This window comes from Streptomyces sp. NPDC102514, from assembly GCF_055584525.1.
The window spans coordinates 449,868-474,505 of the sequence record NZ_JBVJLW010000004.1; the positions used below are offsets into that span (position 1 = coordinate 449,868).

General features: G+C 71.1%; 22 protein-coding genes and 1 tRNA gene. 13 read left to right on the forward strand and 10 right to left on the reverse strand.

Annotated features, from left to right (window positions below; all coding sequences use genetic code 11):
- The first annotated feature begins 323 nt into the window (after positions 1-323).
- A complete protein-coding gene (locus ACZ60E_RS13345; RefSeq protein ID WP_469440132.1) occupies positions 324-710 on the forward strand; it encodes a hypothetical protein in 387 nt (128 codons plus the stop codon).
- Positions 711-905: 195 nt separating this feature from the next.
- The gene (locus ACZ60E_RS13350; RefSeq protein WP_469440134.1) at positions 906-2,225 is read left to right on the forward strand and encodes a phosphatase PAP2 family protein; all 1,320 of its coding nucleotides are present in this window, start codon (positions 906-908) and stop codon (positions 2,223-2,225) included.
- Positions 2,226-2,242: 17 nt separating this feature from the next.
- Here the strand turns inward: ACZ60E_RS13350 and ACZ60E_RS13355 are convergent, their stop codons facing one another.
- Entirely contained in the window at positions 2,243-2,521 is a 279-nt protein-coding gene (locus tag ACZ60E_RS13355) for a hypothetical protein (protein WP_469440136.1), read from the reverse strand.
- 181 nt (positions 2,522-2,702) lie between these two features.
- Between ACZ60E_RS13355 and ACZ60E_RS13360 the strand changes: the two genes are divergently transcribed.
- Complete coding sequence (locus ACZ60E_RS13360; protein ID WP_469440138.1) at positions 2,703-5,135, forward strand: sensor histidine kinase; 2,433 nt, start codon at positions 2,703-2,705, stop codon at positions 5,133-5,135.
- Positions 5,135-5,791 (forward strand): response regulator, encoded by a 657-nt coding sequence (locus ACZ60E_RS13365; RefSeq protein ID WP_469440139.1) that lies wholly within the window; start codon positions 5,135-5,137, stop codon positions 5,789-5,791. Before ACZ60E_RS13360 ends, ACZ60E_RS13365 begins: the two co-directional genes overlap by 1 nt.
- Positions 5,792-5,827: 36 nt before the next feature.
- Here the strand turns inward: ACZ60E_RS13365 and ACZ60E_RS13370 are convergent, their stop codons facing one another.
- From ACZ60E_RS13370 to ACZ60E_RS13380, 3 genes are all read right to left on the reverse strand, one after another.
- Complete coding sequence (locus ACZ60E_RS13370) at positions 5,828-6,736, reverse strand: peptidoglycan-binding protein (protein WP_469440142.1); 909 nt, start codon at positions 6,734-6,736, stop codon at positions 5,828-5,830.
- 87 nt (positions 6,737-6,823) lie between these two features.
- The gene (locus tag ACZ60E_RS13375; RefSeq protein ID WP_469440143.1) at positions 6,824-7,507 is read right to left on the reverse strand and encodes a DUF4232 domain-containing protein; all 684 of its coding nucleotides are present in this window, start codon (positions 7,505-7,507) and stop codon (positions 6,824-6,826) included.
- Positions 7,508-7,702: 195 nt separating this feature from the next.
- Positions 7,703-8,263 carry a DUF4232 domain-containing protein gene (locus ACZ60E_RS13380; protein WP_469440145.1) on the reverse strand — a complete coding sequence of 187 codons (561 nt, stop codon included), beginning with the start codon at positions 8,261-8,263 and terminating at the stop codon, positions 7,703-7,705.
- A 302-nt stretch (positions 8,264-8,565) separates the two neighbouring features.
- Between ACZ60E_RS13380 and ACZ60E_RS13385 the strand changes: the two genes are divergently transcribed.
- Positions 8,566-11,316 carry a hypothetical protein gene (locus ACZ60E_RS13385; protein ID WP_469440146.1) on the forward strand — a complete coding sequence of 917 codons (2,751 nt, stop codon included), beginning with the start codon at positions 8,566-8,568 and terminating at the stop codon, positions 11,314-11,316.
- 73 nt (positions 11,317-11,389) lie between these two features.
- On the opposite strand, the gene ACZ60E_RS13390 is transcribed toward ACZ60E_RS13385, so the two are convergent.
- Positions 11,390-12,151: a polysaccharide deacetylase family protein gene (locus ACZ60E_RS13390; RefSeq protein WP_469440149.1), complete on the reverse strand. Its 762-nt coding sequence runs from the start codon at positions 12,149-12,151 to the stop codon at positions 11,390-11,392.
- 411 nt (positions 12,152-12,562) lie between these two features.
- Here ACZ60E_RS13390 and ACZ60E_RS13395 point away from each other — a divergent pair, with 411 nt between their 5' ends.
- Positions 12,563-12,979: a hypothetical protein gene (locus ACZ60E_RS13395; protein ID WP_469440150.1), complete on the forward strand. Its 417-nt coding sequence runs from the start codon at positions 12,563-12,565 to the stop codon at positions 12,977-12,979.
- An 84-nt stretch (positions 12,980-13,063) separates the two neighbouring features.
- Here ACZ60E_RS13395 and ACZ60E_RS13400 read toward each other — a convergent pair whose 3' ends face one another.
- Positions 13,064-14,155, reverse strand: coding sequence for a DUF6215 domain-containing protein (locus ACZ60E_RS13400; protein ID WP_469440152.1), 1,092 nt, complete (start codon positions 14,153-14,155; stop codon positions 13,064-13,066).
- Positions 14,156-14,367: 212 nt separating this feature from the next.
- On the opposite strand from ACZ60E_RS13400, the gene ACZ60E_RS13405 reads away from it, so the two are divergent.
- The 3 genes from ACZ60E_RS13405 (at position 14,368) to ACZ60E_RS13415 (ending at position 17,483) form a co-directional block, all read left to right on the forward strand.
- Positions 14,368-16,422 (forward strand): fibronectin type III domain-containing protein, encoded by a 2,055-nt coding sequence (locus tag ACZ60E_RS13405; RefSeq protein ID WP_469440154.1) that lies wholly within the window; start codon positions 14,368-14,370, stop codon positions 16,420-16,422.
- Positions 16,423-16,472: 50 nt separating this feature from the next.
- Positions 16,473-17,000 (forward strand): hypothetical protein, encoded by a 528-nt coding sequence (locus tag ACZ60E_RS13410; RefSeq protein WP_469440156.1) that lies wholly within the window; start codon positions 16,473-16,475, stop codon positions 16,998-17,000.
- 90 nt (positions 17,001-17,090) lie between these two features.
- Positions 17,091-17,483 (forward strand): hypothetical protein, encoded by a 393-nt coding sequence (locus ACZ60E_RS13415; RefSeq protein ID WP_469440158.1) that lies wholly within the window; start codon positions 17,091-17,093, stop codon positions 17,481-17,483.
- Positions 17,484-17,663: 180 nt separating this feature from the next.
- On the opposite strand, the gene ACZ60E_RS13420 is transcribed toward ACZ60E_RS13415, so the two are convergent.
- A tRNA-Gly gene (locus ACZ60E_RS13420) sits at positions 17,664-17,737 on the reverse strand.
- A 602-nt stretch (positions 17,738-18,339) separates the two neighbouring features.
- On the opposite strand from ACZ60E_RS13420, the gene dcd reads away from it, so the two are divergent.
- Both dcd and ACZ60E_RS13430 read left to right on the forward strand, forming a co-directional pair.
- Positions 18,340-18,915, forward strand: coding sequence for a dCTP deaminase (gene dcd, locus ACZ60E_RS13425; protein ID WP_328495443.1), 576 nt, complete (start codon positions 18,340-18,342; stop codon positions 18,913-18,915).
- A 32-nt stretch (positions 18,916-18,947) separates the two neighbouring features.
- Positions 18,948-19,445 carry a phosphoribosyltransferase gene (locus ACZ60E_RS13430; protein ID WP_469440160.1) on the forward strand — a complete coding sequence of 166 codons (498 nt, stop codon included), beginning with the start codon at positions 18,948-18,950 and terminating at the stop codon, positions 19,443-19,445.
- 82 nt (positions 19,446-19,527) lie between these two features.
- On the opposite strand, the gene ACZ60E_RS13435 is transcribed toward ACZ60E_RS13430, so the two are convergent.
- Entirely contained in the window at positions 19,528-20,400 is an 873-nt protein-coding gene (locus ACZ60E_RS13435; protein ID WP_469440162.1) for an AraC family transcriptional regulator, read from the reverse strand.
- 199 nt (positions 20,401-20,599) lie between these two features.
- Here ACZ60E_RS13435 and ACZ60E_RS13440 point away from each other — a divergent pair, with 199 nt between their 5' ends.
- A complete protein-coding gene (locus ACZ60E_RS13440) occupies positions 20,600-21,544 on the forward strand; it encodes a DMT family protein (RefSeq protein WP_469440165.1) in 945 nt (314 codons plus the stop codon).
- 25 nt (positions 21,545-21,569) lie between these two features.
- Positions 21,570-22,208, forward strand: coding sequence for a hypothetical protein (locus ACZ60E_RS13445; protein WP_384805986.1), 639 nt, complete (start codon positions 21,570-21,572; stop codon positions 22,206-22,208).
- A gap of 33 nt (positions 22,209-22,241) precedes the next feature.
- On the opposite strand, the gene ACZ60E_RS13450 is transcribed toward ACZ60E_RS13445, so the two are convergent.
- Positions 22,242-23,393, reverse strand: coding sequence for a sulfite oxidase (locus ACZ60E_RS13450; RefSeq protein WP_469440473.1), 1,152 nt, complete (start codon positions 23,391-23,393; stop codon positions 22,242-22,244).
- Positions 23,394-23,552: 159 nt separating this feature from the next.
- Positions 23,553-24,608 carry a Yip1 family protein gene (locus ACZ60E_RS13455; protein WP_469440167.1) on the reverse strand — a complete coding sequence of 352 codons (1,056 nt, stop codon included), beginning with the start codon at positions 24,606-24,608 and terminating at the stop codon, positions 23,553-23,555.
- Between the last annotated feature and the right edge of the window lie 30 nt (positions 24,609-24,638).

A 24,638-nucleotide genomic window follows, 5' to 3' on the forward strand; every position in this document is an offset into this window, starting at 1 on the left:
TGCGGGTCCTCTGAGCGGGTTCCGGCTTGGGGGCACCTCCCAGGCCCTAGGTCCTGTCGTCACATTCCCGGCGTCCGCCCGGCAGGCGTCGCCCGGCAGGCGGGAATTTGACGACAGGGCCTAGGGGCACTGGGGGAGGGCGGCCAGGCTGCGTCGGTGGAGCGCTCGCCGAGGGGGGACCGGTACGACGGTCGATGGCCGGGCCCCGAGTGGTACGACTCAGTACGGTAAGCCTTACCTAAGTTAATTCGCAAGGATGTGCCGTGCACGTAAGCGTGTACGGGATCTCCCGGGCAGGGGCACCGGGCAGGCAAGATGTCCCTATGAAAAAGCTGTCCGTACGATCGGTCGGTCGTGGTTCCGCCGGTGCCGGTTCCGCCGGGTCGGTGCTGTCGCTGTGGTCCCAGGACTCCGTGCTGTCGATCGGCTCGGTGGGCTCGGTGCTGTCCGTGGGGTCCGTCGGTTCGGCCCTGTCCGTCGGTTCGATCGGGAGCGCCCTGTCGGTCGGTTCGATCGGCTCGTCCCTGTCGCTGATCTCGACCGGCTCATGGCTGAGTACGGGATCGCTGTTCTCCGCGCAGTCCCGCTGGTCGGTGCTGTCGTGGCGCTCGACCGGCGGATTCCTGGCGGTGGGAGCGGTGGGAGCGGTGGGTGCCGGCGTCGGCGGGGCCCTGCTGATGGCGCGGCTGCGGCACAGCGGTCGGGGGTGAGACCGGAACCCGAACGCCGATCCCCCCGTCTTCCCCTGCTGAGAGGCCCCGCTCGGGCCTGAGCGACAGCCACCGAATCCACACCTACTCAATCGACTGAAAAACTTGAAACCTATAAAATCGCAGGTCTCCGCCCGAATAGACCCCGGCGTCGCGCCCTCCCTGTGGCGCCGGCGACGGGTGAGACTCTGGGCCGTGGTGGGTGTGGCGGCCCTCGGGTTCATGATCGCGCTGGAGATCGCCGCACGTCACTACGGCCTGCCGGGGCCGATCACCAACCAGGTGCGAGAAGTGGTCTTCGCCCCCAAGTCCGGGGGGCTGCTCTACGCCAGCATGGCGTTGACGCTGGTGGTGCTCCCCTGGCGGCAGCGGTTCGTCGCGGTCGGTGCCGCGGTCGGCATCGACGTCGTCTTCTGGCTGGTCCGGTGGGCGGCCGACATCAGGATCACCGACGGCCACCCCTTCGGGAACGGCGCGCTGTGGGTGATCCTCGGCTGCGCGGTCATGGCCTTCACCCGCCGCACCGGACCGGAACGCGTGCTGCTGCTGAAGGGCGTCGGGCTGGGCCTGCTGCTCGTGGTCGGCCGCAAGACCGGTGACACCTGGCTGCTCATCACCTCGAAGACCCGCCCGATGGTGCTCGACCAGTACATGGCGACCGCCGATCACGCGCTGGGCAACCTCTCCTGGCCGGTGGGCAGGCTCGTCACCGCGAGCGGCCCGTTCGGCTTCGGCCTCCTCGACTTCGTCTACGGCCAGCTCGCGGTCGCCGCGGTCGTCGTCGCCCTGTACCAACTGCGCAATGTCGCGACCGAGCGCCGCTTCCCGGTCCATCACCTGGTGCGCACGTTCCTGGTGATCGGTCTCCTCGGACCGGCCGTCTACATGATCTTCCCGGTCGTCGGACCGGTCTTCGCCTTCGGCAACGGCGCCGAGCACTGGGCGTCGGTCAGCGTGTGGGCGCAGAACGCCCCGTCCAGCGTCCAGTGGGCGGTGGGCGATCTGTGGCCGCGGACGCCGCCGCCGATCGGTGCCCCGCAGCCCATGGGCTTCGACGGCATCACCCCGCGCAACTGCATGCCCAGCCTGCACACGGCCTGGGCCGTCACGATCTTCATCCACTCCAGGAAGGGCCCGCGGCTCATACGGTTCGCGGGCGCGTTCTGGCTGATCGCGACGCTGGCCGCGACGCTCGGATTCGGCTACCACTACGGGGCGGACCTCGTCGCCGGCGTGGTGTTCGTCCTCACGATAGAGGCGGCCCTGCGCGCGTACGACCGCGGCTGGGACCGCTCGGGGGTCCGGCTCGCCGCCCACGGCGCGACCGTCTTCGGCGGGCTCCTGGTGGCGTACCGCTTCCTGCCCTCCGAGATGGCCCGCCACCCGTGGGTCTTCGGACCGCTCGTCCTGCTGGCGATGGCCTCAGTGATATACGGCTACGTGCGGACCACGACGTCATGGGAGCCGAAGCCCGCGCCGGCGCCGCACCTGGACCCGCAGCCCGAACTCGCCTGAGCGCCGGGGACCGGTCGTCAGACGGTGTCCCCGGCCCGGCGGTCCTTGTCGACGAAGAAGCTCAGCAGGGCCGTGACGGTGGTGGTGACGGCGAGCCGTACGGCCCACGCGCCGACGGAACCGTCCCCGAGGCCGGCGGTGCGGCCGGGCCCGTCGAGCAGGACGTGGCTCAGCGGCCAGGAGCCCGCGCAGCCGAGCGCGTAGAGCCACAGCGGGGGTTCGTTGGAGGCGATGAGGAACGCGGCCGCGACGACCACGACGGCGCTCAGCACGACGGTGAGCGTGGTGATGTCCATGCCCGCAAGCATTCCGTCGGCCGAGCGGGGAGTCGTCGGCGCGGCGGAGGACCGGGGCCTCTACCCAGGGGTGGAGAAACCGGCGGGCCCTAGGGCCTGTCTGACAATGCCCGCCCTCCGGGCGACGACGGGAATTGTCGGACAGGCCCTAGGCTCGTGCCCGACATGGAGACGACCTGACATGGAGGCGACACGGAACTGGGCGCTTCCGGGGCTGCTCGCCGCCGTGCAGGTGATGCTGCTGTGCATCGGGGACGAGGCCGGTCTTCTGGACGCCCCCGCACCGGGCCCGGCCGGTGTCGCCGGCGTGCTCGTCGCGGTCGTGGTGGAGACGGTCGCGCTGAGCATGCGCCGACGCGCGCCCGTACGGGCCCTGGTGTGGGTCCTCGGGACCTCGGTCCTGGGCCAGACCCTGGAGTACGACGCGTACACCGACCTGGGTCTGCCGGTCGCCCTCTACTCCGTCGCCGTCCGCCGTCCCACCGCGGTCACCGCGGGCGCCCTGGCCGCGGCCGTCGGCTCGTCCTGGCTGCTCGCGGTCGTACGCGTCGGACTCCACCCCGCGCTCGCCACCCAGCTGACCCTGCAGGCCGTCACGTACGTCGTCTGCGTGGGCCTCGGGCTCGCGCGGCGGCAACGGCTGGCGGGGCGGCAGGCGGCGGCCCGGCTGCTGGCCGGCGCGGAGGAGAGCAGGCGGCGGGCCGGGGAGTCCGAACGCGGCAGGCTCGCCCGGGAGTTGCACGACGTCAGCGCACACCACCTGACCTCGGTCGTGGTCACCGTGGACGCGGCCCGCAGACTCGGCGACCGCAGGCCCGAACTCGTCGCCGAGGCACTGGAGTTCGCCGAACGGACCGGCCGCGAGACCCTGGCGGCGATCCAGCGGCTGGTCGCGGTGATGCGGGAGGCGGGCCCCGCCGACGCCCGCCCGATGACCGGACGCATCCAGGAACTCGTCTCCGGATTCGGCCGCCTGGGCCGCCCGATCGCCGTCGAGATCCCCGACGACCTCGCCGGACCCGCCGCCGAGGCGGTGCACGGCATCGTGCGCGAAGCCCTCACCAACGCCCTGCGGTACGCGCCCGGTTCGGCTCTGCGGGTCGCCGTACGCCGGACGGCCGGGACGACGGCAGGGGCGGCGGCCGGAACGGCGGGCGGCATGGCGGGCGGCACGCTGGAGCTGACCGTGGACAACACCGCCGCGCGCGGCACGGCCGACTTCGGGGACATGGGCTCCGGCAGGGGCGTCGCGGGCATGCGCGAACGCGCGGTGGCACTCGGCGGGGAACTGACCGCGGGCCCCGGGCCCGACGGAGGCTGGCGCGTGCGCGCCACGCTGCCCGACACCACGGGGCCCCGGCAGCCCGGCGTACGTCCGCGGCGGCGCGACTTCCCGCGCGAGCAGCGGCTGGCGGACCTCGCGCTCGCCTTCACCGCGGCCGTGCTCCCCCTGATCATCCTGCTGACGGACGCGGAGGACTGGGTCCACCGCGACGACTCCACCGGCCTGTGGAACATCGGCCTGGTGTCCGCGCTGCTCACCCTGCACGCGCTGCCGCTGCTGTGGCGGCGCCGGGCGCCCTGGGCGGTCCTCGCCGCGGTCCTGACCTCGTCCTGGCTGTGGCCGGTGGCCTGCGTGGCGACCCCGCTGTCCGGACAGGCGTCGCCCTTCCTCGCGGGCGGCCTGCTGACCGAGGCCCTGGCCGTGTACGCCCTGGGGGCCTACGGCCGTGGCGGCGTCCACACCTGGCCCTCGCCGTTCGTGACCGCGGGCGCGAGCGCCGTCGCGCTGACCGTGACCGCCGCCGCCGACGGCACGCTGGTCGGCGAGAAGCCGTCCCCGCTCACCATGGCGGCGATCATCGTGCCGCTCGGGATACTGCTGGGGCTGCTGTTCGCCCTGACCTGGGGAGCCGGGCTGATCGTCCGCGGCCGGCGCCTGCGGGCCGTGGCCCGCGACGACCTCGCGCTCAGCATCTCCCGCTGGGAGGCCCAGCACGCGGCGGGCGCCGAACGGTACCTGCTGGCGGCACGGCTGCGGGACGCGGTGCTCGACCGCACCTCGGCGCTCGTCGAACTCGCCCGCGGGGGAGAGCTGGACGAGGTGGCCACCGAGGCCCGCGCCACGCTCAAGGCCATGCGGGAACTGCTCCACGAGATGAACGGCGAACTGCCGGGACCTGCCCGGCAACAGGCCCACGCGCCCGCCCCCGACCTCCCCCTCGCCCTCGACGCGCTGTGCCGGACGGCGGCCCTCGCCGGACGGCAGGTGACCGTGCGCGGGCGCCCCGCATCCGCCGCGGGGCTGCCGGAGCCGGTGGCGCTGACGGCGTACCGGCTGGTGGAGGCGGCACTCGGCGCCGGTGACCGCGGGCCCGCCCGGGTGCGGCTGCGGCGGCGCCGCAGAGCACTCCACCTCACGATCAGCGGCGTACGCCTGGCGGTGCACGGCCCGGCCGCGGACCGCCTGCGCGCGGGGGCCACCGCCGTCGGGGCCCGTCTCACCCTCGAACCTGCCGGTACCGTACGGGTGTCGCTGCCGCTGGCGGCCGGACCCGGCCCGGAGCCGGTCCCGGCCCCGTCCCAGGAGGTGTCCCCGTCGCCACACGTGTGATGGTCGTCGACGACCAGGCGGTGGTCCGCGCCGGGTTCGCCGCCATCGTCGACGCCGAACCCGACCTGACCGTCGTCGGCGAGGCCGGGGACGGGGCGACCGCCGTGGAGCTGGCCACCAGCGAGGCCCCCGACCTGGTCCTGATGGACATCCGGATGCCCGGCATGGACGGCCTGACCGCGACCCGTTTCATCACCGCGCTCAGGCCCGGACCCCGGGTCCTGGTCCTCACCACCTTCGACCTCGACGCGTACGTGTACGAGGCGCTGCGGGCCGGAGCCTCGGGCTTCCTCCTCAAGGACGCCCAGCCCGAGGAACTCCTGTCCGCCCTGCGCGTCGTCGCCTCCGGCGAGGGCATCCTCGCCCCGGCCGTCACCCGCCGCCTGATCGACACCTTCGCGCAGGGCGCGCCCCCGCCGCCCGCCGTCACCGGCGCACTCGGACAACTCACCCCGCGCGAAAGGGAAGTACTGCTCCACATCGCCGCGGGCCTGGCCAACGCGGAGATCGCGGCGGCCCTCGGCGTGACCACCGGAACCGTGAAGACCCATGTCAACGCCCTGCTCACCAAGCTGGGGCTGCGGGACCGGGTGCAGGCGACGATCCTGGCGTACGAGACGGGCCTGATCCGTCCCGGCGGCACACCCGCCCACTAGGGCCTGTCTGACAATTCCCGCCCGCCGGGTGGCTGCTCAGGAGAACAGCAGGCGCCAGGTCAGGGGGCCGGGGATGCCGTCGGCGTCGCCGCGCAGTTCCTTGCGCGACTTCTGGAAGTCGCGCACGTTCAGCCGGTCCGCCTCGCCCCACGTCCTGCTCGGGCCGACCTTGTAGTGGTCGCCGAAGCCGCGCTTCACCAGCTGCTTGCCGAGCTGCAGCACGTACGCGTTCGACGTCCCGGTCCCGAAGTACTTGCGCCCGGGGAAGGCGGGGACGGTGGGCGTGGTCGTCCCCGGGGTGTCGTCGTCGACGTCCAGTTCGGCCTTCGCGTACTTGAGGATCCTGGCGAAGTCGATCGCGCCGGGGTCGCCGTGGACGTTCTCCGGCACGTGCATGTGCCCGCAGACGCCCTTGAAGGCCGTCCACTTCGCGCCCGACATCCGCTGACCGCCACCGTTCGCGTACGAACCGGGGTACGCGGGCCACGACTTCGGGCCGGACAGCGGTACGCCGTGCTCCTCGTGCATCCAGGCCAGGAAGCGGGAGACCGCCTGCAGGGCCCAGTCGGGCGCGTCCGGCCAGTAGACGTGCGCCCGGCCCGCCGTCTTCCACTTCGCGTGCGTGGCCGGGTCGCAGGTGCCGACCAGTTCGACCTGGCACACGTTCAGGGTGTTCGTCTCGACTCCGCCGGACAGATTGACCAGTGCGCGGGAGGAGGTCTCGATGTCGAAGTGCTGGTACCACTTCAGCTTCTTGGCGGCGAGGTCGGGAACCGCGGTCAGGTTCGGCGCGGAGGCGCCACCCCCGTAACCGGGCAGGGTGGAACCCTCCGTGGTGTGCAGGACGACGACGTTGACCTCCATCGGGTCACCGCCGAAATCGTCCTGGTACCAGTTGGCACGGCTCGCGGAGGGGTATCGCTGGGGTCCTGTCCTGGTGCTCATCACAGACTCCTGGGTCGAATACGTCCTGCACTGTGAAGAACGGGCCGCGACGGCACATCGACTCAGAACGTCGCCCGCGCGGTCCGGTCAGCCGAAGGGAACGGCATCCGTGGGGGAGGTGTGCCAGTTGGTGACGATCGGCTCGTCGACGGTGATGGTGTCGACCGGCAGGCTCACCGGGTCGGGGTCCTCGTTGCCGACGGCGACGATGATGCTCTCCAGCTCCTTGCCGCCGTCTGCGCCGGTGGTCTTGGGGTTCACGCCGGCGTACGCGGTGACGTTCCCGCTCAGCTTGACCGGCTCGCCGACGCTCTGCTCCGCGGGCCCCGCCTCGGTGCCGTCGGACCCGAACGCCACGGTCGGCAGCTCGGCGGGCAGCCAGCAGGTGATCCCCGGCTTCGCCTTCGCCATGATCAGGACGTATCCGCCGGCCTGGCTCTCGGACCTGGTGGACCAGGCGATGTCGTTGGCGCCGCAGCTCTGTTCGACCTTCTCCCGCGTACCGTCACCGGTGTCGACGCCGGAGCCGTCCGTCTTCCCGGACCCCTTGCTCGCGTCGGAGCCCTTGTTCTTGTCCGCGGCCTGGTCGCCGCCCGCACCCGGCGAGCCGGACGGTGTGCCCTTGTCGTCCGCCGAACCGGCGGAGGAGGAACTCGACCCGGCGCCACTGTCCTTGGCCTTGCCGTCGGTGTCCTGGCACGCGGTCATCAGCAGGGCGCTGCCCACGACGACGGCGGAGACGAGGAAGGCCCTGCGACGGTTGCCAGACATGAAGTTCCTTTGCGTGAGGTGTGGTGGGAGAGGGCGGCAGGTGCGGCCGGGGCGGCCGGGTCCTTGGCGGTCCCGGCCCCCGGTCCTTGCTCGCTCGATCACTATGAGGGTGCTGAGAGACGAAGGGATCCCGCCGCCGTCGTACCAGGACAGCGCTGTCACAGACCGGTGACATGATCACGGGAGCCCCCTGGATCACCAGACGAGGGCGTCCGCCGCGTTGTCCTGCCAGTACGTGACGGCGGCAGCGCTGTTGAAGAAGGAACCGCCGCCCGGCAGCTTCACGGTCTTCTCCGTGGCGGTCGCGTGGCCCTTCCTGTCGGTGAAGATCACCCCGAGGTCCTTCACCTGGCTGCCGCCCTCACCGTCGGGGGAGTACGTCAGGATGCCGGCGTACGCGGACCGGCCGGGCTCCAGCACCAGCACGGACTGCGGAGTGCTGTCCTCGACCCACTGCAGCGGGGCCTGCGCGTCGGCACCGGCCCGCAGGAAGGGGGCGCTGTAGGCGTAGCAGGGCTTCGTGCCGGTGTTGGTGGCCTTCAGCAGCAGGTGGTTGATCGGCCGGGACACCGCGCCGACGGTCACCTCCGTGTTCGCCGTCGTGCAGGTGGCGATCGAGGACGCCTTGGCGGTCGCGGTCCCGGCCGTGGTGGCGGAGGCGGTCTGCCCGGTCGCCTGGAACCCGACGAGCGCGAGGGCGGCGACGCCGAGGGAGGAGGCGGCCGTACGGGAGAAGGGGCGAGTGCTCTTACGCATGGGTGGACTGCTTTCTCTGAACATCGGGTGGGTGACACACACCCGGCGGGTGGTCCGCGGCGAGGCGCCGTACTGGGAACGACCCCACCTTGTGCCGCCCGCCGTCCCATCCGCCACTCCACCGGGAATTACGGGACGCTGGAATGCCAAAACGGGCCCTGACCTGCGGAAATGTGACCTGCCTGGAACGCCGGACGGAACGCCGGCACACCACCATTTAGAGTGTGCTGACCGTCGCCCGTGACAGCTGTGCCGGGGACGGTCCCAGGGGACGTTCAAGTGGAAACATCAGGGGGCCATCGATGTCCGATTTTCACGCACGGCGGTTTCGAAGATCCACGGCGGCGGGGCTGTGCGGGGCGGCACTGACCGCCTCGGCGCTGCTCGCGCCCACGCCGACGCTCGCGCCCACGCCGACGCTCGCGCCCACGCCGACGCTCGCGCCCACGCCGACGCTCGCGGCGACGGCGACGGCTTCGGACGGTGGGCGGGCGACAGTGGGAGTGGTCTCGCCGGCGGAGGACGAGGGTAAGGGCGGTGAACTCCGCACCGGGCGGAGCACCGGAGGGAGTGCCGGGCCGAGTGCCGGGCTGGGTGACGACGGCCGCGCCGAACTCGTCGACGGACGGGACGTCCGGGTGACGTCGGGCGCGCAGGCCGGTGCCCGGGGAGCCCGCTACTCCGTGGCGTCACTGAACGGCACGGTGTCCGTACGGCCGACCGGGACGTCGGCCTCCGACGGTACGACCGCGACGCTCCCGTTGCCGACGAAGGCGGACGGCACCCGGCGCGCCGCCACGACCACCGCCACGACCGCCGTCACCACGACTGCCGTCACCACGGGTGCTGCCACCACGACCGCCGTCACCACGTCGGCGAAGGCGGCCTCGGCGACGTACTCGGTCAAGCTGCGCATCACGAACGCCGACGTACGGTCCAAGCAGTTCTACGTCTGGAACCGCAGGACCTGGACGTCGTACGCCGTTCCCGGCACCGGCACCGGAGACTCGTCGACCGTGAAGCTGCCGCCGGGCGACTACTTCTCGGTCGCGCTGCACAACGACTGGATGGAGCCGAGCTACCTGCTCACCAGCAGCTTCACGGTCGGTGCGGCGGCGAAGACGGTCAGCTTCGACCAGCGCGCGGCCAAGGAGACCGCGATCCGCACCGACGACACCACGGCCACCCGTGAGGCGTCCGCCGTGTGGATCAGCGTCCCGGGCGGCGACCTGGCGGGCTTCGCGGGCTCGGGGGCCGACAAGGTGTACGTCACCCCGTTCTCGCTGAGCGGTGTCTCGCTGCGCCTGCACGAGGTGCTGGGCAAGAAGGGCGCCTCGGCGAACGTGCCGAGCCCCTACCGCTACGACCTCACGCACAGCTTCACCGGCAGTGTGCCCGCCACGCCCGTCAAGACGGTCGCCGCGTCCTCCCTGGCGAAGACCGTCACGAAGGTGGCCGCCCCGGGCACGCGGACGACCGCCTCCCTGCAGAGCGTGCCGTCCTTCGGTGAGTGGACGGGCGTCTACATCGGCTCCGCGGTGCCCGTCGCCGGTTCCGTCACCGAGTACGCCACCGCCGGAATCACCTACGGCCGCCTGCTGTCGTACGGCACGGGCGAGTCGACCCTGAGCCTCCCGGACCGCAGGCTGTCCGCGGGAACCGCCGCGGGCGAGACCCTGGGCGCGACGCCCGCCCAGCCGCTCCGCCGTGAAGGAGGCGGCTCGCAGCGCAACTTCGACAAGATCTGGCTGTACGAGCCGAACACCTTCAGCGACGCGGCCGGCCACCCGGGAACCGACGGCCGCGCGACGTACTCGTACAAACTCAGGTCCTCGGACGGTGTCGTCCACGCCCAGGCCGACGGCCTCGACGCCTACGACACGCTCTCGACCCGGAATCTGGAGTCGCTGCAGGGGACGTACACCCTCGACCAGCGCGTCCACCGCCGTGTCCCGTACGCCCGGCTGTCCACGGACGTGCGCAACGAGTGGACGTTCCGCTCGCAGTACGCGGAGGGCCGCGAACTCCCGCTCATCGACACCCGGTTGACCGTCCCGGCGCTGAACGGCTACGGCCGCGCGACCGCCGCCGGTCCCGTACGGGTCGAGGCGAGCGCGACGACCCGCGGCACGGACGCCTCGCAGGCGAACACCCGCGTCACCGGGCTCGCCTTCTCCACGGACGACGGCGCGACCTGGACGGACGCGGCGCTCGCGGCGGACGGCTCGGCGACGGTCGACGTCCCCGCGACGGCCTCCTTCGTCTCGCTGCGCGTCACCGCCGCCGACGACCAGGGCGGCGTCCTGCGGCGCACCCTCACCCGGGCGTTCGCGGGCCCGGCCCCGCAGGGCGACGAGACGGTGGGCGCGACCCGCATCTCGAACGTCGTGGTGAACGGGGGCAAGGCGGTCGAACTGACCGACCAGCCGCTGCAGGAGTTCACGGCGAAGTTCACCGCCACCGACCCGTCGGGGATCGCCGGCGGAGACATGTACCTGTACAAGGGCTCGTACGACACCCCCGACGCCGTCCTCCACGGCTCCTGGGCCGCGACCTGCACGAAGGTCGGCACGACCACTTCCACCTGCGAGGCGCAGTTCGCCTACATCCAGCCGCGCCGGACACTCGGGCGCAACGCACTCGCCGGTACGTGGAAGCTGGCGGCGTGGGCGGAGTCGGCGGACGGCAAGGGCCACGCCGACGCACACGCGGCGAAGACGGTCGCCCTGCTGCGTGACGCGAAGCTGACGGCCAACGCGGCTCCCGAGCCGGTGGCCAAGGGCAAGACTCTGACCGTCACGGGCAAGCTGTCCCGGGTGGACTGGGAGACGAGCGGCGGCTACCACGGCTACTCGGCCCAGAAGGTGACACTGCAGTTCCGCAAGAAGGGGACGTCCGCGTACACGACCGTGAAGACGGTCACCACGGACAGCTCCGGAAACCTGAGGACCACGGTGAAGGCGGCCACGGACGGCTACTGGCGCTACGGCTTCACCGCCACGTCGACGACGGCCGCGGCCAACGCGACGGGCGACTACGTGGACGTGCGCTGACGCCACTCCCCTTGACGGGCCACGGCCCGTCAAGGGGAGATCGGTCAGCGCACGGGTGCTCAGTGCACGGTGCTCAGTGCACAGGGAACCCGAAGGTGTGACCCTCCGCCTTGAGCTGGGGGAGGATCTGGCGCAGGGCCTCGACGGTCTGGGAGCGGTCGCCGCCCGCGTCGTGGAAGAGGATCGTCGGCCCGTCGGGGAGTTCCTGCTCGACGGTGGCGACCATGGTGGCCGCGCTCGGACCCTCGAAGTCCTTGGTGTCCACGTTCCAGCCCAGCGGACGCATCCCGTGGGAGGCGGCGAGCTTGCGGCTGTACGGGGTGAACGCACCGCCCGGCGCCCGGTAGTACATCGGCCGTACACCCCCGGACGCCTTGGTGATCATTCGCTCGGCGTCGAGGATCTGCTGCTTCTGGTAGGCCGGGGACTGCTTGTCCATGGTGGTGTCGTGCGACACCGAGTGGTCGCAGAGCCGGTGACCGGCCGCGACGACCTTCTTCACGAGATCGGGGTGCGCCTCGGCCTGCGTACCCACCATGCAGAACGTGGCCTTCACGCCGTTCTCCCGCAGCACGTCGAGCATCTGCGGGGTCCAGACGGGGTCGGGGCCGTCGTCGATGGTGATGTTGACTCCGCGCGCGCCCTTGTCGGAGGCGTGCACGATGGTCTCCGCGACCGGCTTGACGGCGGTCTCCGAAGCGGCCGGCTTCGACGAACCGCCCACGACCCCGGCCTGCGCGGTCCAGATCGAGGCACCGGTGGCGGCGATCGCCACCCCGAGCGCCGCGCCGAGCACCTTGCTGTACCAGCCGCGTCCGCCACTGTGCCGCGCCATATCCGCCCCGCTCCCCCGAAGTTACCCACCAACTCCCCGGTCACCCGGCGACATTCAGAACAGTACGAGGAACAAAGCCGTCCGGACGCCCCCGTTACGGATCAAGGACAATCCCGAAGAGGTACGCGGACAACTGGCCGTCCGACAGCCGGAATTACTTCATCGGGGGCCCCATCCGTCCCGGTGGTGACACGCGTACTGTGCTTGTTGATCCCGCGACGCGGCGGTTCCGCGATGCGGCGGTGCGGGACGCGGCGGTGCGGGACGCGGCGGTGCGGGATGCCGCGGTGCGGGATGCCGCGGTGCTGGATGGTGCGGGAGAGATCGAGGGGCCCGAGCGTGAGTACAGAGGGCGGCGGTTCAGGGCCTGGGAGTCGGACGCCGGGCCGGGCGGCAGCACAACTTGCGGCGATGCATCTGAGCGGGGCGCTGCTGCTGCTCACCTTCGTCGTGCCACCGGCCTGGGCGCTGGACGCGTACGGCGCCGCCCCGGCTAGCGATCCCTCGGCGGACGTGCCGCCGTTCATGATCCACCTGGCGGTCCTGCTCAGCTGTGTGGGCTTCCATGTGACGGTGCAGATCCCCGCGGGCCTGCTGGGCACATGGCTCGGCCGACACCGCACGGCGGCCGTGGGCTACGCACTCGTCCTGGCGACGACGGCCGCCCTCACGACCGCCCTCCTGTGGGCAGCCTGGGGAACGTCCCCCACCACCCAACTCCTCTGGCTGTGGGCAGACTTCATGGCGCGAGCCTCGTTGGCCATGGGGGCATACGTGTGGCTGGGCCGCCGCGGCTTCGGCAGCCGCCGCGTGGGGGCCGTGACGTAGCCGATGAGCTGGCGGACAGCGGCCACGGTGGCCGTATCGGTGCCGGTGCCAGTGCCAGCGCCGGTGCCGTTGCCAGGGCCGTCGTCAGGACCGTTCGGGGATCTTCGGAAGGACCCTTTCGGCGATGCCGAGGAGGACGCTGTCGGTCGGGAGGGTTCCGGACGTGCTCCATATCGTGATGTCGCAGTAGCCGCCCCGGTCGTCGTGGTCCAGCGCCACGGTCACCGACCTGGCCAGGGGGCCTTCCTCGACCGGCCCGCCGGACGCGCTGCCTCCGAGATCGATCTCGAACTTCATGGTGTGCGCCGAGGAGAGGACCGCGGGCCGACCGAGCACCGTGAGCGCCCTGACGTCCGTCTCGTCCCCGAACTTCATCAGCTTCACGTACTGGTCGATCGACAGCTTGTTGTAGGTCGCCGAGAAATTCACGGTGTACGTGTCGAACGTGACCGCCGCCTCCGGCGCGGCGACCTTCTCGTCCGTCAGGGGAGCGGTGTTGTCGGTGCTGGAGACGGAGGTCACGGTCTCTCCCGGCGTGCCGAGGAGTTCGGCCAGGTCGGGCCGGTTGAGCGCCTCGCACAGCTCTGCACTGGTCACCGGCCGGGGTGTTCCCTTGTAGGCCTTGGGAAGCTCCTCGTGGGACGACCCGTCCGAACAGGAAGGCGGCGGCGGGGTGTTGTCGGTGGACGGTATGTAGCGCGGCAGCGCCCACAGCCCGACCGCGATCGCCCCGAACACGGCCACGGCCGCGGCGGCCTGCCCCCAGGCGTTGGGCTCCTTCTCGGGAGTGGCCGGCCCTGGATGCGACCCGGTTGCGGCGTGGAGTTGAGCCTGGGACTGGGCCGGGGCCGGGGCCGCGGGCTGGACCTGGACCTGGGCTTGCGGCTGGGCCTGGGCCTGCGGCTGGACCGCAGCACCGACCGCCGCCCCGTCCGTGTCGGGGGTCCCGCCCGCGGAGGCTGCCGCACTCGGATTCCGGCGCGCCCGCAGAGCCCGGACCACCCTGTGGACACTGACCGCTGTGATCACGAGAAACGCCGTGCCGATACCCGCCGCGGCCCAGTCGTGGTCGTGGACGGCGAGATACATGATCCGTACGCCGAACACGGAACCGAGCACGATGAGCAGGGGCTCACGGACCCAGAACGGCAGGAGACGGATGAGGAAACCGAGCATCCGGTGATCTCACCAGGACAAGATCCCATCCGCTGTGACGGAAGCCACAATTCCGGGCATGCGCAGGGCATGTACAGGGCAAGTGCTGGGCAAGTCGAGGCGGGGGCCGCGAAAGGGCAGCAGGTGAGGGCAACCTTGCCCCCACCTCGAAGGTCACACAGGCGTCACTCACCACTGTGCTTTCCCAAGGTCCGGAAAGGGCCCCACTCTCCGTGCTGACTCGTACCCGGCCGACCGCGGTGGCCGCGACGGCCGCCCTCGTCGCCGTCGGCGGCCTGCTCACCGCCACCCCCGCCTCCGCAGCCGTCACCTGCGCCTCTCCCCTCTGGAAGGCGCAGTACTTCGGCAACTCCGCCTTCAGCGGCACCCCGAAGCTGACCGCCTGCGACTCCGTCATCGCCGAGAACTACGGACACGGCGACCCGCCCGGCGTCACGCTGCCCAAGGACAACTTCTCCGTCCGCTGGTCCCTCACCCGGGACTTCGGCTCCGGCGGTCCCTTCCGGCTCTCCGCCGCCACACAGGACGGCATGCGCGTCTACGTCGACGGCGTACGGAAGATCAACCTGTGGAAGAACGTCTCCACCACCGCCCGCAAGACCGTCGACCTGACCATCCCGGCCGGCAAGCACACGCTCCGCGTGGACTACGTCGCCTGGACCGGCGCCGCCCAGGCCGCGTTCACGTACGCCCCGCGCACGCAGGCCGCCGTCGACACGGTCAAACCGCTCGCCCCGGCCGGATTCAAGGGCACGTACGACCAAGACACCACCAAGACGACCCTGCGCTGGACCGCGAACAAGGAGATGGACCTCGCCGGTTACCGCGTGTACCGGCGGCTGGGCACCGCCCCGTGGGCGAAGGTCAGCGGCACGGCGCCGGTCACCTCCCTGTCCTTCGTGGACGCGACACCGGCCACGGGCCAGACCTTCCTGTACGAGGTCCGCGCCGTCGACAAGGCGGGCCGCGAGTCGGCCGGCAGCTCCGACGCCACCGTGACGACCGTGGACCGTACGGGCCCCGCGGCGCCGACCGCTCTCACGGTCACCGGTGACGCGTGGTGGTCGAACCTGGCCTGGCAGGGATCGGCCGACGCCGCGACGTACGAGATACACGCGGCCTCCACGGCCACCGGCCCGTTCGAGCTGCTGGGCACGACGACCACGACGACGTACCGCGCCAACGCGCCCGTGAACACCACCCGTTACTACCGGGTCCGCGCCCTCGACGCGCTCGGCAACCCGTCGCCGTACGCCACCGTCACCGGTGACGGCGTCGACCGCACCCCGCCGAAGTCCCCGGTCTCCCTCGACTCCATCGCGCGCGTCGGCCACACCGAGGTGTACTGGAAGCAGCCCGACGGCTTCGATGAGGACTTCTCCAACGGCGGGACGTACCGCGTCTACCGCTCGCCCGGCAGGACCCTCGACCCGGCCGCGCTCACCCGCGTGACCTGCGCCGAGGAGAGCGACGAGACCAGCACCGGCGGCGTCTGCGAGGACGTGGACATGCCCGCGGGCACGTACGTGACGTACGCGGTCGCGGCGGTCGACCCGGCCGGCAACGAGTCGGCCCTGTCCGCCCCGCTCGTCGTCCGCACCGGCGACCGCGTCGCGCCCGGCCCGGTCACCGGCGTGCGAACCACCCCGCGCGCCGACGGCATCCTGCTGAACTGGACGGCCTCACCCGAGGACGACGTCGAACGCTACGTGGGCTGGACAGGCACCCGGCAGGCCGACGGCACGATCAAGTGGCTCGGTACCGCCGACTGCCGGGAGGGCACGAGCGACCCGCTCGCGGTCCTCTGCGGCGACCTGCCGGACGGCGAGACGTACGTGTACGCGATCGTCGCCAGGGACCGCTGGGGCAACGCCCTGCACCCGAGCGACCCGAAGGTCACCCCCGTCGAGGCCACCGAACTGGACGTCAGGCCGTCCGTGACGGTCACCCGTAACTGGGAACTCGGCCCCACAGCCAACGGAACCGTGATCGGCGGCCCCACCGAGGACGGCCCGTCCGTCGGCTGGAACTGCACCAGGGCAACCGAATGCGACACGGTGGCGGGCTACCGCATCACCCGCTGGAACCCCACGACGAAGACGTACGAGCCCCTGCACAAGGGCCTCCTGCCACCGGACACCCGCAGATACACGGACACCAGCGCCGAGCGGGGCACCACGCACTTCTACACCCTGCAGGCGATACGCCCCGACGGCACGGTCGCGGGCACCCACGTATGGAACTGCGTCTTCCAGGACCGGGTGTAGCGGCACGTATATCTCGGCAGGCAGTGTGATCGTTCTGACAGGATGCCGTCGTGGGGAACACTTGTGCGTGGCCCGTGCTGCGGACCACAGATCTGGCCGAGGCATTGGCGCTCGCGCAGAAGCTGCTCGCGACGGCGTTCTGGTACAGGCCCGACGGCTGCTATCTGGACGCCTGGGCACGCGACGACGACGTGCTCCGGCGTCTGACAGAGGCTCGCCCTGGGGCGCAGGTCAGCTTTTACGGGGACGGTCACACCGCACCGACCGCGAACGTCATGCTTGGTGTGTCGGACTTTGTGCAGGCGAGCGAGGCTCTGAGCACCTGGGCACACATCACCAGGTGCTACGTCCTGTGGCACGACCTGAAGTGGCCGGCTGTCCCGGAGCTTGGGCTGAGCGAGGAGTACAAGTACGCCGAGCTGCAGGTCGCGTGCAACAGCCACTCGATCGACTGTGACGAGTGGGCAGCGGAGCACACCGTCTTCATTCACGCACGACCCGGCCACGACGCACGAGCGGCGTGGCTGGCGGCGCAGGTCGGAACCCGAGTCGTCGGGCCGCCCGCGGAAGGGTGGTGACCGACTGGACGATCTTCGGGATCATGCGGCGTGAGGCAAGAACCGTTGGATCAAGAGGATTTATTGCTTGAGGGGGGCGGAATGACTTGGATGGCCCAGGATTCCGACGCTGTGCTGGCGCCGCTCAGGCACCACGTGAGCGACCCGTCGTACCAGTTCGACGTAGGAACCGGCTGGCGGCAGTTGGTCCTTGAGTGCCACCAAGCGGTTGTCGCGGAATTCCCGGAGTACGAGATCCTGGCCGTGAAGCAGAAATGGGCGGTCTTGTCCTTCCAGGCCCGCCCACGAACGCGGCGACGCGGCGGCAACTGGACGGATGCCGAGGACGAGCGCCTCCAGACTCTCATCGATGCCTTCGCCGACCGCAGCAAGGCCATCTGCGAACGGTGCGGTGCGCATGGCTCGCTGCGTGAGAGCCGACGCATCGACCTGGTGCTGTGCGATCAGTGCGAGCAGCTCGTCCCGGAACACGGCCGTCTCTGACGGGTACTGGTTCGCTGCCCACCGAGCGAACCAAAGGAAGAGTTCTACGAGACGGAGCCCGGCAAGATGAACCGTGCCGGCCTTCTCGCACTTGGCACAGCGAATGGAGACGCCCCGCCCCTTCCGGGGGTTCTGCCCGGACAACAAGAAACCCCCGGGCTGCTGGCCTGGGGGTTTGCGTGGAGCGGGTGACGAGAATCGAACTCGCACTCTCAGCTTGGGAAGCTGATGTTCTACCACTAAACTACACCCGCGTAAGACGCCGGATTTGTGTCGTTCTTGCCGGTGTCGGAAACGCGGATTCACCATACCTCATGCCAGGCCCCCGGCGCTGAAGCCGTGGGGCCCAGCGGTGTTTCGGGGGGTGGACGGGGCTGCGAGGCGCGGGAGTTGAGGCGTACGGTGGAGGAGCTGGAGAGGGGTCAGGCGGGATCGGAGTGCCGCCTGGAAGGCCGTCCCTTTCATCCCGTAATGTGGCTTCCTCTTCAGTCAGACGCGGCTCTTGGGGAAGGGACTCTGAGGACTTGATGGAACGCAGCACCGTCGTCCGTTGTGCCGAGGGGCACGTATTCAGCACCGCATCACTTCCGATGCAGCAGGCCGATCGGCTCGGTCCTGGCCGGCTGATCCGTTGTCCCCGTTGCACCCGGCTCCGCAACGTCGTACCCGTGGAGTTCGAGAAGCGCTGACCGCAACGACGCGGTCAGGCAGCCAGTGGGTCAGTAGGTCCAGTAGGTCCGATAAGCCAGTAGGTCAGTAAGTCAGCAGGTCGAGTTACGCAGTGGTTCAGGAGCCCGTGGGGCCGCCACGATCACCGGATTGTGGTGGGCCCGCGGGCTCTGCGTATCCTCGGGGCGTGCTTCTCTCTGACAAGGACATCCGGGCCGAGATCGACGCCGGGCGAGTGCGGATCGACCCCTACGACGAATCCATGGTGCAGCCCTCAAGCATCGATGTGCGGCTCGACCGCTACTTCCGGGTGTTCGAGAACCACCGCTACCCCCATATCGATCCCTCCGTCGAGCAGGCGGACCTGACGCGGCTCGTCGAGCCCGAGGGGGACGAGCCGTTCATCCTGCACCCCGGGGAGTTCGTGCTGGCGAGTACGTACGAGGTCATCAGCCTGCCCGACGACCTCGCCTCGCGGCTTGAGGGCAAGAGCTCGCTCGGGCGCCTCGGGCTCGTCACGCACTCCACCGCCGGGTTCATCGACCCCGGGTTCTCCGGGCACGTGACCCTTGAGCTGTCCAACCTCGCGACCCTGCCCATCAAGCTCTGGCCGGGGATGAAGATCGGGCAGCTGTGCATGTTCCAGCTCAGCTCGCCGGCCGAGTTCCCGTACGGCAGCGACCGCTACGGGTCCCGCTACCAGGGGCAGCGCGGCCCGACCGCCTCCCGCTCCTTCCTCAACTTCCATCGGACCCAGGTGTGAGCGGGAGCGAGGGGAACGGGAGCGAGGGGAACGTGAGCGGCGTGCGGGAGAACCTGACGTACGAGCGCTTCGGGGTCGCCGTTCGTGAGCTTGCCCAGACCATCGCCGACGACGGGTACGAGCCCGACATCGTGCTCAGCATCGCCCGCGGCGGCGTCTTCGTGGCCGGCGGGCTCGCCTACGCCCTCGACTGCAAGAACATCCACCTCGTGAATGTGGAGTTCTATACGGGGGTCGGGACCACTCTCGACATGCCGGTCATGCTCGCCCCCGTCCCCAACGCCATCGACTTCTCCGACAAGAAGGTGCTGATCACGGACGACGTGGCCGACACCGGCAAGACGTTGAAGCTCGTGCACGACTTCTGCGTCGACGCCGTCGCCGAGGTGCGCTCCGCGGTCATCTACGAGAAGTCGCAGTCCCTGGTGAAGTGCGAGTACGTGTGGAAGCGCACCGATGAGTGGATCAACTTCCCGTGGAGCGTCGAAGAACCCGTCGTGAAGCGGGCGGGACAGGTGCTCGACGCCTGACGTCCAGGGGTCGAGCACCTGCCCCGTCAGGCCGTCAGGCCGTGACGCAGTCAGGCCGTAATGCCGTCGAGCCGTCGAGCCGTCAGGCCGTCGTTCGCTCCACCGGGATCCACAGTTCCGCTTCCGCCTCCGTGCCGTCCGCGGACAGGTGGGTGCGGAGGATCTCCGGGCCCGGCCTGCTCCGGTACGGGTTGGACGGGAACCACTGGGTGAACACGTCCCGCCACATGTGCTGGAGTGCCAGCGGGAACGGGCCCGTGCTCTCGAAGACCGCCCACGTGCCCGGCGGGACCGTGAGGGAGTCCAGGTCCTCCGGGACGGTCGTCCCGGTGCCGGTCACCACCGCGTGGTAGTAGTCCAGTTCCGTTCCCTCCGCCCTGCTCGGGTCCAGGTTGTCGCTCACCCCCACGATCCCCCGCGGCTCCTCACCGGACAGCGCGGTGATCCGTTGCAGCGTCTCCGGGGCGAGGCCCCGGATGAACCCCGCGATCTCCGGGTTCATCCCCTCGTGGACGAGCGGCACCCTGATCCTCTTCCCCATCACCTGGAACGCCTCTCTCCGTACGACCCTGTAGCGCATGCTGCTGCTCCCCTCGACGACCAGACGGAAGGACAGCCGGGGCTGGGAGGTCAGGGTGGCGCCGGTGTTCCGGGCCTCGCCCGGGCCCACGCCGTGCACCGCGCGGAACGCCCGCGCGAACGCCTCGCCCGAGCCGTAGCCGTACCGCACCGCGATCTCCAGCAGCGTCCGCTCCCCGGCCAGCACCTCGGCGCCCGCCACGGTGAGCCGCCTGCGCCGGATGTACTCGGACAGCGGGAGCCCCGCCAGCGCGGAGAACAGCCGTCGGAAGTGGTACTCCGACGTCATCGCGATCCGTGCCAGTTCGGTCACCTCGACCTGCTGGTCGAGACGCGACTCGATGTGCTCCAGAGCCTCGTTCAGTCGCTCCAGCAACTCGGCCTCCTTCCTTTGCGTCCTCCACGTTAGGAACGTCGTACCTTGCCGGACCCGACAGTCCGTGCCCGCTTCGGTCGGGTGGCACACCCTCTAAAGAAACGCTTGCGTTTCGCTTCCGGCTTCCGTAGTTTGTGTGTACGAAACCGTTTCGTATCGATCGACTCGGGAATTGACCTGGAGACGAAGGAGGGGCACCGTGGCAGTACTGCTGGCCGTCGGCCTCTCCCTCGTCTCCGCCGTCTGTTACGCCACCGCCGCCGTGGTCCAGGAACGGACCGCCGCCGGAACCGCGAGTCTGCGGTCCACGCTGACCCGCCCGGCCTGGTGGGGATCCGTCGCCCTGAACGGCGGCGGGGCGCTGCTGCACGTGGTGGCCCTGCGGTACGGGCCGCTGACCCTCGTACAGCCGCTCGGCGCGCTGAGCCTGGTGGTGGCGGTGCCCCTCGGGTCGCTGGTCACCCGCCGTCGGACCTCCGGCAGGCAGTGGCGCGGGATGGTCTTCACCCTTGTCGGGCTCGTCGCGCTGCTCGCCGCCACCGCGTCCGGCGGCGCGCCCGTCGACACGCTGGGGACGGGGGAAGTGCTCCTTGTCTCGCTCGCCGCCGCCGGTGCGGTCGTGGCGCTCGTCCGTCTCGGCGGCTCGGGTCGCGGCGCAGGCCGGGCCGCCACCCCGGGCGGCGGTCTCGCCTTCGCGGCGGCCTCGGGTATCGCCTCCGGGGTGGGCTCGACGCTCGCGCAGAAGCTCGCCGTCGGGTCCGCGCCGGGCTGGAGCCTCGCGGCGGTGGCCGTCCTGACCGTGGGGTTCGCCATTGCCGGGGTGCTGCTCTCGCAGAGGGCGTACCGCAGCGGTCTCGGCGGGCCGCTCGCCGTGCTCACCCTGGTCAACCCCGTCGCCGCGTCCGCGATCGGCGTCACCCTGCTCGGCGAGGGCGTGCAGTACGGAGGATTCGGCGGGTTCGGAGGGCTGCTGGCCCTGGTCGGGGCCGCAGCCGCCGCCCGCGGAGTCGTCCTGCTCAGCCTGCCGCGGACCGGAGTGGAGCAGAAGGCCCACATCCAGGATGTCCAGGCGGCAGGGGCCGAAGGTGTCGGCAAACTGACCGGCATTGTCAATCTCACCGGCATGAGCCGGGCCGCTCTCTGAAAGGTAGTGAACGTAGAAAATGACCATGACCACTCTTGAGATCCCCGTACGGGCCGCCGTGCGCGCCGCCGGACTCGTCGACGTACCCGCCGTGGCGCGGTTGATCACGCAGAGCTCCGCCGGGTACTCGGAGCAGGCTCAGCGCGCCATGCGGCTCGTGCTGGCCCATCACGCCCTGGAGAAGGGGCAGGTGTGGGTGGCCGAGCGGGACGACGACGGCACGCTGCTGGCCGCCGCGATCTGGCTGCCGCCCGGAACCGGCACCGATCCTCCCGGCCCGCACCTCAGGAGCGTGCTCTCCCGTGAACTCCCCACCGGCCGTTCCGCCGCCGAGCCCGCCTTCTGCCTGCCGCAGCACCCGTTCCTGTCGACCGTGCTGACGGCGGCCGGGCCCGACCGGTCCACGCCGTACTGGACGCTGATCGCCGTCTGCGCTCCGGACGAGACGGAGGCCTGGGACCGTACGGTGGTCGACGGGCTGCTGGCTCCGGGGCTGCGGGCCGTCGACGCGCAGGACGCCACCGCCGTCGCGGTCACCATGTCCGCCCGGCACGGGGACCAGCTGCGGCACCTCGGGTTCCGCGGGCCGCGGCAGGCGCGCGTCGCGTCGGACGCGAGCGTGTGGCTCACCACCCGGCACGCCCTGGTGGAAGCCGCCGCCTGAGCCGCGGTGACGGCTGCGCCTCCGGCTGTCCGGCTACTGGCAGACCACCGGGATCCGCTGGACCTCGTTGTTGGCGAAGCCGCCCCGGTTCCACGGCGGGGTGAGCGGCTGGGCCGTGCCCTCGGCGTCCGTGGCGCGGGCCGTCAGGACGTGGCGGCCGGGGGTCGCCGTCCAGGGCGTGTGCCAGTGCCGCCAGGACCATGGACCACCGTCCGCCGCGGCGAGTTCGGCGGCCTGCCAGGACGCGCCGTCGTCCGCGCTGACCTCGACCTTCGTGACCGGTGCGCGGCCCGACCAGGCCCGCCCCTCCAACCGCACGGGACCGGGGCGTACGACCCGGGTGCGGGACATGAAGTCGGGGAAGCCGGGCGGGATCATCAGCGCGCGCGGGGCGATACGGGTCACCGGGTCGCCGGGCTCGCCGGCGGACTGGCGGAAGCGGTACGCCACCGCCTGCTGGAAGCCCGTGAAGGGGACGTCGGTCAGCTCGATGTCGGTCAGCCACTTCACATGCGCCATGCCGTACCAGCCGGGGACGATCAGCCGCACCGGGTAGCCGTGCTGCGGTGGCAGCGGGGCGCCGTTCATCTCGTACGCCACCAGCACCTCGGGGTCGGCGGCGGTGGCGTCCTGGACCGTCAGACTGCGGCCGTAGTCCTGCTCGACGCCGCGTTCCACGCCGTGGTCGGCGCCCGTGAAGACCGCCTCGACGGCGTCCGGCCGCACGCCCACCTCGGCGAGCAGCGTCCGCAGGGGTACGCCCGTCCAGTCCGCCGTGCCGACCGCCTCGACCAGCCAGGGCTGGCTCACGGGGCGGGGGGCGAGCCGGGCCCTGCCGTTGCCCGCGCACTCCATCGTCACGCGGTGGGTGACCGGCGGGAGGGCGCGCAGGGCGGCCAGGTCCAGGGTCAGGGGCGTACGGACGCGGCCGTGGATCCTGAGGGTCCAGGTGTCGGCGTCGGCGGCCGGTATGTCGTAGTGGACGAGGATGTAGTGCAGTCCGGGCGGGGTCACGTCGTAGCGCAGGGCCTCCAGGGGGAGGCCGTGGTTGCGGGCCGCGAGGGCGAGTTCCTCGTGGCTGATGCCCTCGTCGGGGGCGGCCACGCGGCCGGGTGCGCTGACCTCCTGAGCGGCTTCGCGCGCGGCCGTGGTGTCCGCGGTGTCCGCGGTGTCCGTGGCGGGCATGGCGTGCATGGCTTTCGTAGCGTCCATGGCTTCCATGGTGCTCCCGCCGGACGGGCCGGGCACCCGTTCGTGCCGTTCGGGGCCGGACATGCCGGGAGGCCGGACCGCGAGCGGCCGGCCTCCCTCACGCAGGGCGTGCGCAGAGCGTGTGCGGGGCTGCTAGAACGTGCCCAGCTTGATGATCGACAGCAGGGCGATCAGCTGGATCGCCGACGCTCCCAGGGCCTTCGGCCACGGCAGGTCGTGCGACTTGCCGACCATCAGCGTGAACAGCGCGCCCGCCGCCACCCAGGTCGCCCAGCCCAGGATGCGCACGAAGGGCGCGTCGCCGCTCGCGAACATCGCGACGACCAGCCGCGGCGCGTCCGTGAGCGACATGATCAGCATCGAGAGGCCGACCGTGGGCTGCCAGGCGCCGTCGCCGCCGAGCTGGCGGGCCAGGGTGTGGGTGACCACGCCCAGGATGAACGCGCTGAGCACGATCGCGACCGCCGTCACCAGGACGATGGGGACCGCGTTCGACAGGGTGGCGTTTATGGCGTCCGCGCGGGCGCCGTCGAAGCCGAAGACGGCCAGCAGGCCGTAGAGGAACGTGACGATGAGGGCGGGGCCCCACATCGTGTAGTCGCGCATGTGCAGGAAGGTCTGGTTCGGGCGCATGACGACGCCGCTCAGCAGTTCCTTCCAGTGCAGGGGCGGGCCGACGGGCGGCGCGGACGTGCTGCCCGCACGGTAGGTGTCGCCCTGGTTGTACGGGTCCTCGCCGACGGAGAACGCCGTCGTGTGCCCCGGCTGGTTGGCCGCGTACGGGTCGTGGCCCTGCGGCTGGTGACCGCGGGGCTGGTGGCCCTGGGGGTGACGGCCCTGCGGGGGGTGGCCCGGGTCGCCGAAGTACTCCGGCTCACCGTGTCCGTTCCCCTGGGGGTGTCCGCCGCCCTGCGGCCACTGCTGCGGGCCGTTGCCGCCGCCACCGCCGTACTGGGGCTGCTGAGGGTTGGTCCCGGGCGCGGGGGGATAGCCGTACGACGGGCCGCCCTGGGGGGCCTGCTGTCCGTACGGCTGCTGCCGCTGTTGTTGCGGAGGCGCCTGCTGCGTGCGGTTGTCCCGGCCGCGTCCGATCCTGAATCCAGCCACGTAATCGAACGTACCTGGTCCCGCAGAGTCACGTGCCGGGCCCGGGGCATCGGACCCGGCTTTGCGGCCGACCTGTGACATCCCCTAGGGGTGCCCTAGGGGATGTGCCAG